This window comes from Streptomyces sp. NPDC002044 (assembly GCF_040296725.1).
In the GTDB taxonomy this organism is placed as follows: Bacteria; Actinomycetota; Actinomycetes; order Streptomycetales; family Streptomycetaceae; genus Streptomyces; species Streptomyces antarcticus.
On the sequence record NZ_JBEOXU010000219.1, the window covers coordinates 1 to 7,652 of the forward strand.

At 71.5% G+C, this 7,652-nt stretch carries 6 protein-coding genes and 1 riboswitch; of the genes, 2 read left to right on the plus strand and 4 right to left on the minus strand.

Annotated features, from left to right (window positions below; translation table 11 throughout):
* A partial coding sequence (locus tag ABT106_RS29985) for a hypothetical protein (protein ID WP_351283643.1) occupies window positions 1-192 on the plus strand: 192 nt, incomplete at its 5' end.
* On the opposite strand, the gene ABT106_RS29990 is transcribed toward ABT106_RS29985, so the two are convergent.
* From ABT106_RS29990 to ABT106_RS30005, 4 genes are all read right to left on the minus strand, one after another.
* Window positions 189-866: a GntR family transcriptional regulator gene (locus ABT106_RS29990; RefSeq protein WP_351283646.1), complete on the minus strand. Its 678-nt coding sequence runs from the start codon at window positions 864-866 to the stop codon at window positions 189-191. The two genes, ABT106_RS29985 and ABT106_RS29990, sit on opposite strands and share 4 nt — an antisense overlap.
* A 170-nt stretch (window positions 867-1,036) precedes the next feature.
* Complete coding sequence (locus tag ABT106_RS29995; protein WP_351283649.1) at window positions 1,037-1,837, minus strand: M23 family metallopeptidase; 801 nt, start codon at window positions 1,835-1,837, stop codon at window positions 1,037-1,039.
* Between the two features lie 12 nt (window positions 1,838-1,849).
* Window positions 1,850-2,009: riboswitch (cyclic di-AMP (ydaO/yuaA leader) on the minus strand.
* A 184-nt stretch (window positions 2,010-2,193) separates the two neighbouring features.
* A complete protein-coding gene (locus tag ABT106_RS30000; RefSeq protein WP_351283657.1) occupies window positions 2,194-3,561 on the minus strand; it encodes a M16 family metallopeptidase in 1,368 nt (455 codons plus the stop codon).
* 56 nt (window positions 3,562-3,617) lie between these two features.
* The gene (locus tag ABT106_RS30005) at window positions 3,618-4,967 is read right to left on the minus strand and encodes a M16 family metallopeptidase (RefSeq protein ID WP_351283651.1); all 1,350 of its coding nucleotides are present in this window, start codon (window positions 4,965-4,967) and stop codon (window positions 3,618-3,620) included.
* Window positions 4,968-5,158: 191 nt separating this feature from the next.
* Here ABT106_RS30005 and ABT106_RS30010 point away from each other — a divergent pair, with 191 nt between their 5' ends.
* On the plus strand, window positions 5,159-7,615 hold the full coding sequence (locus tag ABT106_RS30010; RefSeq protein WP_351283654.1) for a DNA gyrase/topoisomerase IV subunit A: 2,457 nt from the start codon (window positions 5,159-5,161) through the stop codon (window positions 7,613-7,615).
* The last annotated feature ends 37 nt before the right edge of the window (window positions 7,616-7,652 follow it).

The following is a 7,652-nucleotide window of genomic DNA, read 5'->3' on the forward strand; positions in this document are numbered from 1 at the left end:
GCGCCGGCCGTGCGCCCGCCGGAATACCGCGCTTACGCGGGGCGCCCGTACTCATGCCGCGCGCAGGAATTCAGCACGGCCGGAAATGCGGCCGGCGCCTCGCATGAATTCGGCCGCACGGAATATCGACACCGCCCCGGAATTCCGGCAGCGGCGCGCGAATACCCGTTCTTTGTATACGGCGCCTGTTAATGGCGGCCGCCCGACATGTTGACGGCAGGTTGCGAAGTCCTCACCGCGGGCCGCAGCCGCGGCCGGTGCGCCGCCGAGGCGCGGTCCGCGTGCATCGCCGTCAGGGCGCGCGCCCGCTCCGCGTCCCCGCGGGCCACCGCGTCCACGATCGCGCCGTGCTCCGCCCAGGACTCCGCGGGCCGGACCGGGGCCTCCACCACGTACATCCACGCGACCTTGTGCCGCATCTGCGTGAGCAGCGCGATCAGCCCCGGGCTGCCCGAGGCTTGGGCCAGCGTCTCGTGGAACCAGCCGCCCAGGGACCGCAGATCCTCCCCTTGGCCCCTCCTGGCCCGCTCCTGGCCCAGCCTGACCAGTCCGCGGAGCACCTTCAGGTGGGCTTCGGTGCGCCGCCGGGCGGCCCGGGCGGCGGCGAGGGGCTCCAGCAGCATCCGCAGCTCCAGGAGGTCGGCGGCCTCCTGCTCCGTCGGCTCGGCGACGCAGGCGCCCGCATGCCGCCGGGTCGTCACGAACCCCTCCGACTCCAGGGTCCGCAGCGCCTCGCGGACCGGGACGCGCGAGACCCCGTACCGGCGGGCCAGGACCTCTTCGGTCAGTCTGCTGCCCGGCTCGAAGACCCCGGAGACGATGTCGTCGCGAATTGCCGTGCATACCGCGTGCGCAGGAATACGCAAGACCGAACCTCCGCCTATTTCCGACTGCCGTGCCAGAGTGTGCTGCGACTCTATTGCAACACACGATAATTTCCGAGAGCGGCCGGAAAAGCGAAACATTCGCAAAAGACCCCGGCTCGCGATGCGAGCCGGGGTCTTCGGCGAAGCGGGTGCAGCGGGGGCCGTACGGGTCAGAGGCTGACGCCGTGCGAGCGCAGGTACGAGACCGGGTCGATGTCCGAGCCGTAGTCGGCGCCGGTGCGGGCCTCGAAGTGCAGGTGCGGGCCGCTGGAGTTGCCGGTGGAGCCCGACAGGCCGATCTGCTGGCCCGGGGTGACCTGCTGGCCGACGGAGACGTTCAGCGAGTTCATGTGCCCGTACTGGGTGAACGTGCCGTCGTTGTGCTTGATGACGACGTTGTTGCCGTAGGCACCGCCCCAGCCGGCCTCCACGACGGTGCCGGCGCCCACGGCGTGGACCGAGGTGCCTTCGCTCGCGCGGAAGTCGATGCCGGTGTGGCTGCCGGAGGACCACATGCCGCCACCGGCGTGGTAGTGGGTGCTGATGCCGCCGCTGACGGGCGCGACGAAGGTGTTGAGGCGCTTGCGCTCCGCCTCGCGGGCCGCGCGCTCGGCCGCGTCCCGCTCCGCCTTCGCCTTCGCCTCGGCGATGCGCTTGGCCTCGGAGGCGCGCTGCTTGGCGTCGGCTTCGGCCTGGGCCTTGGCGGCGGCGTGCTCGGCGGCGCGCTGCTGCGACTCGGCCTGGTCCTCGATGTCACCCGCGAGGTCGTCGCCCACGACGACCGCGTTGTACCCGGCGTCGGGGACGGAGTGCTCGGTGCTGTTGTCCGCGGCGAAGGCCGGGCCGGCGAGGGAACCGACGACGCCAGTGGTGGCGAGGGCGGCGATACCGGCGTAGCCGGCGGTCTTGCGGCTCAGACGGCTGGAACCGCGGTGCTTGCCGGAGCCGGCGGTACGACTGCCAAACGCCATGAAGAGGTTGTTCCTTTCCTTCCCTCTCGCCTACCGGGTTAGCTGACGGGTTCGGAGCAGGAAGGTCTCCTACGGGCTTCCTCTTGCGAGGCGGCCCGATTCACCCCAGGGACTGATGTGGGTCCCCGGCTCCCCAGGCTCGCGCCTGACGGGGACTCGGCGATCGCTGTCCGGTGCCGCGGGTGCGGCGGGCACAACTGACGAACAGCACGGCTGACGCTAGGCGGATCATCAGCCGATCACCAAACACACGAGCTGTTTTGTTGCGTACGCCACACCGCATACGAGCAACCTCACCACTAAACAGACAAAAGGGGCTCTGGCGGCCAAGCCGCCAGAGCCCCTTGATCCGAGCGTCAGTTGGTGACGACGGTGACCTCGCCGATCCCGAGCGCCCGCACCGGCTCCTCGATCTGCGAAGCGTCGCCCACCAGCACCGTGACCAGCCGGTTCGCCGGGAACGCGCTCACGACGGCCGAAGTGGCCTCCACGGTGCCGGTCTCGGCGAGCCGCGCGTACAACTGCGCCTGGTAGTCGTCCGGCAGCTCCTGCTCGACCTGGTCGGCGAGGGTGCCGGCCACCGAGGCGGCCGTCTCGAACTTCAGCGGGGCCACGCCCACCAAGTTCTGCACCGCCACGTCCCGTTCGGCGTCGGTCAGACCGCCCTCCGCGAGGGTGCGCAGCACCTTCCAGAGGTCCTCGAGCGCCGGACCGGTGTTCGGGGTGTCCACCGAGCCGCTGATGGCCAGCATCGAGGCGCCCTTGCCGTCGGCGGTGGAACGCAGCACCTGCCCGAAGGCGCGCACGCCGTAGGTGTACCCCTTCTCCTCGCGCAGCACCTTGTCCAGGCGGGAGGTGAGGGTGCCGCCCAGGCAGTACGTGCCGAGCACCTGGGGCGCCCAGACGCGGTCGTGGCGGTCCGGCCCGATGCGGCCGATCAGCAGCTGCGTCTGGACCGCGCCGGGCCGGTCCACGATGACCACGCGGCCGGTGTCGTCGGCGGTCACCGGCGGTACGGGCCGGGGCGCGGCGGAGTTGCCCGTCCAGATGCCCAGGGTGTCGGCCAGGACGGCGTCCAGGTCGATCCCGGTCAGGTCGCCGACGACCACCGCGGTGGCCGTGGCGGGGCGTACGTGGGCCTCGTAGAAGGCGCGTACGGCCGTGGAGTCGATCCGGGCCACCGTCTCCTCGGTGCCCTGGCGCGGGCGGGACATCCGCAGGGCGGCCGGGAAGAGCTCCTTGGAGAGCTGCTTGGCGGCGCGGCGCTGCGGGCTGGCCAGCTCGTGCGGGATCTCGTCGAGCCGGTTGCGCACCAGGCGGTCGACCTCGGCGTCGGCGAACGCGGGCGCGCGCAGCGCCTCGGCGAGCAGGCCGAGCGCCTTGTGCAGGCGCGAGGCGGGGACCTCCAGGGAGACCCGCAGGCCCGGGTGGTCGGCGTGGGCGTCGAGGGTGGCCCCGCAGCGCTCCAGCTCGGCCGAGAACTCCTCGGCGGAGTGCTTGTCGGTGCCCTCGGACAGCGCGCGCGCCATGATCGTCGCCACACCGTCCAGGCCCTCGGGCTCCGCGTCGAGCGGGGCGGCGAGGTTGATCTCCACCGCGATCACCTGCTGGCCCGGGCGGTGGCAGCGCAGCAGGGTCAGCCCGTTGGACAGCTCGCCGCGCTCGGGGGCCGGGAAGGCCCACGGCTGCGGCTCGCCGGCCTCGGGGCGCGGGTGGAAGGTCATCGTGACGGCCACGGCGTCGGCCGCGCTGTCGGATGCGGTGCCGGATGCGGTGTCACTCACTGGTCCGCCCCCTCGTTCTCGTCGGACTCGTCGTTCTCGTCGGCGTCCGCGGCGAGCGGCTCGTACACCAGCACCGCCCGGTTGTCCGGGCGCAGCCGGGCCGCGGCCACGGCCTGGACCTCCTCGGCGGTGACGTCGAGAACGCGTCCGACGGCGGTCAGCGCCAGCTGCGGGTCACCGAACAGCACCGCGAAGCGGCACAGTTCGTCGGCGCGGCCGGACACCGTGCTCAGCCGGTCCAGCCATTCGCGCTCCAGCTGGGCCTGGGCCCGCTCCATCTCCTCGGCCGTCGGGCCCTCGGCGGCGAACCGCGCGAGTTCCTCGTCCACGGCCGCCTCGATGGCGGGCACCTCGACCCCGCCGGACGTCTTGACGTCCAGCCAGCCCAGCGAGGGGGCGCCGGCCAGGCGCAGCAGGCCGAAGCCGGCCGCGACGGCCGTCTGGTCGCGGCGCACCAGGCGGTTGTGGAGCCGCGAGGACTCGCCGCCGCCCAGCACGGTCAGGGCCACGTCGGCGGCGTCACACTCACGGGTGCCGTCGTGCGGGAGCCGGTAGGCGGCCATCAGGGCGCGCGCCGGCACCTCCTCGGCGATCTCCTCGCGGAGCTCCTGCCCCATGACGTCCGGCAGCGTGCCGTCGCGCGGCGGCTGCTTGCCGTCGTGGCTCGGGATGGTGCCGAAGTACTTCTCGACCCAGGCGAGCGTGCGCTCGGGGTCGATGTCGCCGACGACCGACAGCACCGCGTTGTTGGGCGCGTAGTACGTACGGAAGAAGTGGCGCGCGTCCTCCAGGGAGGCGGCGTCGAGGTCGGCCATCGAGCCGATCGGCGTGTGGTGGTACGGGTGGCCCTCGGGGTACGCGAGGGCGGTCAGCCGCTCGAACGCCGTGCCGTACGGGACATTGTCGTACCGCTGGCGGCGCTCGTTCTTGACGACGTCGCGCTGGTTCTCCATGGACTCGTCGTCCAGGGCGGCCAGCAGCGAGCCCATCCGGTCCGCCTCCAGCCACAGCGCGAGCTCCAGCTGGTGGGTCGGCATCGTCTCGAAGTAGTTCGTGCGCTCGAAACTGGTGGTGCCGTTGAGGGAGCCGCCGGCCCCCTGGACGAGCTCGAAGTGGCCGTTGCCGGGTACGCTCGCCGAACCCTGGAACATCAGGTGCTCGAAGAGGTGAGCCAGACCGGTGCGCCCCTTGACTTCGTGGCGCGAGCCCACGTCGTACCAGAGGCAGACCGCGGCGACCGGGGTCAGGTGGTCCTCGGAGAGCACCACGCGCAAGCCGTTGGCCAGCCGGTGCTCGGTCGCTGTCAGGCCGCCGGAGCCGGCCTGAGCTGTGGCCGTGTGACCCATGGGCATGTGGTCCCTTCGATCGCGATGTAGAGATTTCTGTCAGACCTGCCACTGTATGCAAGCGCGTCGGCCGCCGGAGAAGTTCCCGGGTCACACCTGGGTCGGAGTCGGCGTTGTCGGTGCCTCGGGCCACAATGGTCCGCGTCAGACCCCCCAGCACACCTCTTTCTTGGTTAAGGAGCCGCGCAGCGATGGCCCGCCGCAGCACGAAGACCCCGCCGCCGGAGGATTTCGAGGAGAAGATCCTCGACATCGACGTCGTCGACGAAATGCAGGGCTCCTTCCTCGAGTACGCGTACTCGGTGATCTACTCCCGCGCCCTGCCCGACGCCCGGGACGGCATGAAGCCGGTACACCGGCGCATCGTCTACCAGATGAACGAGATGGGCCTGCGCCCCGACCGGGGGTACGTCAAGTGCGCCCGCGTCGTGGGCGAGGTCATGGGCAAGCTCCACCCGCACGGCGACGCGTCGATCTACGACGCGCTCGTGCGCATGGCCCAGCCCTTCTCGATGCGGCTGCCGCTGGTCGACGGCCACGGCAACTTCGGTTCCCTCGGCAACGACGACCCGCCGGCCGCCATGCGTTACACCGAGTGCAAGATGGCCGACGCCACGTCGCTGATGACGGAGTCGATCGACGAGGACACCGTCGACTTCACCGCCAACTACGACGGCCAGGAGCGGGAGCCGGTCGCACTGCCCGCCGCGTACCCGAACCTGCTGGTCAACGGCGCGTCCGGGATCGCGGTCGGCATGGCCACCAACATGCCCCCGCACAACCTGGGCGAGGTCATCGCGGCCGCCCGGCACCTGATCCGCCACCCGGCGGCCGACCTGGAGGCGCTGATGCGCTTCGTGCCGGGTCCGGACCTGCCCACGGGCGGCCGGATCGTCGGCCTGGCGGGCATCAAGGACGCCTACGAGAACGGCCGCGGCACCTTCAAGATCCGCGCGACGGTGGCCGTGGAGAACGTCACGGCACGCCGCAAGGGCCTGGTCGTCACGGAACTGCCCTTCGCGGTCGGCCCCGAGAAGGTCATCGCGAAGATCAAGGACCTCGTCGGCTCGAAGAAGCTCCAGGGCATCGCCGACGTCAAGGACCTCACCGACCGCTCGCACGGCCTGCGCCTGGTCATCGAGATCAAGAACGGCTTCCACCCCGAGGCCGTTCTGGAGCAGCTGTACAAGCTGACGCCGATGGAGGAGTCCTTCGGCATCAACAACGTGGCGCTGGTGGACGGGCAGCCGCTGACGCTGGGCCTCAAGGAGCTTTTGGAGGTCTACCTCGACCACCGCTTCGAGGTCGTCCGGCGGCGCAGCGAGTTCCGCCGCACCAAGCGCCGCGACCGGCTGCACCTGGTCGAGGGCCTGCTGGTGGCGCTCATCGACATCGACGAGGTCATCCGGCTCATCCGGGACAGCGAGAACTCCGCGCAGGCCAAGGCGCGGCTGATCGAGCGGTTCTCGCTGAGCGAGATCCAGACCCAGTACATCCTGGACACTCCGCTGCGCCGGCTCACGAAGTTCGACCGGATCGAGCTCGAGTCCGAGCGCGACCGGCTGACCGGCGAGATCGACGAGCTGACCGGGATCCTGGACTCCGACAGCGAGCTGCGCAAGCTGGTCTCCACGGAACTGGCGGCGGTCGCGAAGAAGTTCGGCACCGAACGGCGCACGGTCCTGCTGGAGTCGGCGGGCACCACGGTGGCGACGGTTCCGCTGGAGGTCGCGGACGACCCGTGCCGCGTCCTGCTGTCCTCGACGGGCCTGCTGGCCCGTACGGCGAACGGCGATCCCCTGCCGGAGGAGGAGGGCGGCGCGCGCGCCAAGCACGACCTGGTCGTCTCCCAGGTCGCGGCGACCGCCCGGGCCGACATCGGCGCGGTCACCTCGTACGGGCGTCTGCTGCGGCTCGCGGTGATCGACCTGCCGCAGCTGCCCGACACCCACGCCGCGCCGAACCTGGCGGGCGGCGCCCCCGTCTCGGAGTTCCTCTCCGGGCTGGAGGCGGACGAGACGGTGATCTGCCTGACGACGCTGGACGAGTCCTCGCAGGGCCTGGCGCTGGGCACCGAGCAGGGCGTGGTCAAGCGCGTCGTGCCGGACTACCCGGCGAACAAGGACGAGCTGGAGGTCATCACCCTCAAGGACGGCGACCGGATCGTCGGCGCGGTCGAACTGCGCACGGGCGAGGAGGACCTCGTCTTCATCACCGACGACGCCCAGTTGCTGCGCTACCAGGCGGGCCAGGTGCGCCCGCAGGGCCGCCCGGCGGGCGGCATGGCGGGCATCAAGCTCACCGACGGCGCCAAGGTGATCCACTTCTCGGCGGTCGACCCGGCCCGGGACGGCGTGGTGTTCACCGTGGCCGGCTCGCACGGGACGCTGGACGACTCGGTGACCTCCGGGAAGCTGACCCCCTTCGACCAGTACCCGCGCAAGGGCCGGGCCACCGGCGGCGTGCGCTGCCAGCGGTTCCTGAAGGGCGAGGACGTGCTGGTGCTGGCCTGGGCGGGCGGTTCACCGGTCCGCGCGGCCGGGGCCAACGGCGCACCGGCCGCGCTCCCGCCCGCGGACCCGCGCCGGGACGGTTCGGGGGCGGTGCTGCCCGCGGTGGTCGCGGCGCTGGCGGGGGCCGCGCTGTAGGACGTACGTCGGCGTGCGGGGTGTCCGGACCGGGTCC

What these genes read in the sequence shown, in the direction of transcription:
- ABT106_RS29995 (WP_351283649.1), bottom strand. Translation starts at nt 1,837, where the DNA reads ATGGCGTTTGGCAGTCGTACCGCCGGCTCCGGCAAGCACCGCGGTTCC.
- ABT106_RS30000 (WP_351283657.1), bottom strand. Translation starts at nt 3,561, where the DNA reads ATGACCTTCCACCCGCGCCCCGAGGCCGGCGAGCCGCAGCCGTGGGCC.
- ABT106_RS30005 (WP_351283651.1), bottom strand. Translation starts at nt 4,967, where the DNA reads ATGGGTCACACGGCCACAGCTCAGGCCGGCTCCGGCGGCCTGACAGCG.
- ABT106_RS30010 (WP_351283654.1), top strand. Translation starts at nt 5,159, where the DNA reads ATGGCCCGCCGCAGCACGAAGACCCCGCCGCCGGAGGATTTCGAGGAG.